Consider the following 969-nt stretch of genomic DNA (forward strand, 5'->3'; position numbering starts at 1 on the left):
GCGGCAAGGCCGCCCTCGATGCCGCCAAGGAAGCGCTCGGCACCGCCGAGTGAGGTGTGTCCGGGGGTGGCAATGCTACCCCCGGATCAATGTCGGCAAACGACAGGACGAGCATCAGATTCTATCCATCCTAGATCTAACGGATGCTCAGAATTGGGACATGCTGTTTAGTTTATTATAATTATCGCTGATCGGAGCGACTGATACCCGGACTGGGTGTTATTGATAACCCAATGAACCGGATCATCTGGAACCGGGAAAAAGACGTTGAGCTTGCCAGGCGCTATGTCGCTGGCGAACCAGTAGAACAGATCGCGGCCGAATTTGGATGTACGCCGGGCGTCATCACCACCCGCTGTGGCACACTTGACCTGCTTCGACGAAAGACCAGGAAAACGCCCGTCCCACATGGCAATGCGCCCTTCCTGATCGGTCAGGCTTTGCATGCCGCTCTGCCAGTTGATGGTGATGACTTCTGCAAAGACCTTCTTAATAAGCTGGATTGACGAGCATGATCATCGCGAATGATCGAGCCAAGCCTGTCCATACCCCTTGAACAGCGTGGAGACATAAGCCGCTGCAACGCTCCCAGCACTGTAGATGCTGACGGTATCACCCGTAGCGGGACACATCTGATGGCGGTTCGAGGTTTTATTCGAAGAGGTGGCAGGCTACCCGACAGCGATGAAATTTCATGGTCCTATTCTGGACAATTTGACCAACGCCCTCGCCAGCGCGCGGCGTTTGCGAGGGCACCCTGTCTACAAGGACACCCTCGCCTACTGGGGCGAGCTTATCCAGGAGGCGAGGCGGATTCAGCGCGATCCTGCCTATGAGCAGGTGGCGGAGCTTGAAGCCGCAATCGTAAGCCTGGAGGTAGAGCTAGCGGAGCGAGCTACCTGATAAGGGCTCTACCTGTTGATTTGCACTGAGAGTTGACCCGGCGTTTTCATCGAGAAGTGACCCGGG

At 56.0% G+C, this 969-nt stretch carries 1 protein-coding gene; it reads left to right on the forward strand.

Going from position 1 to position 969, the window contains the following annotated elements; all coding sequences use genetic code 11:
- The first annotated feature begins 233 nt into the window (after positions 1 to 233).
- Positions 234 to 506: a hypothetical protein gene (locus IFT82_RS20320; RefSeq protein ID WP_192129943.1), complete on the forward strand. Its 273-nt coding sequence runs from the start codon at positions 234 to 236 to the stop codon at positions 504 to 506.
- The last annotated feature ends 463 nt before the right edge of the window (positions 507 to 969 follow it).

The sequence above is a fragment of the Sphingomonas sp. CFBP 8760 genome (genome assembly GCF_014841615.1).
GTDB lineage: Bacteria > Pseudomonadota > Alphaproteobacteria > Sphingomonadales > Sphingomonadaceae > Sphingomonas.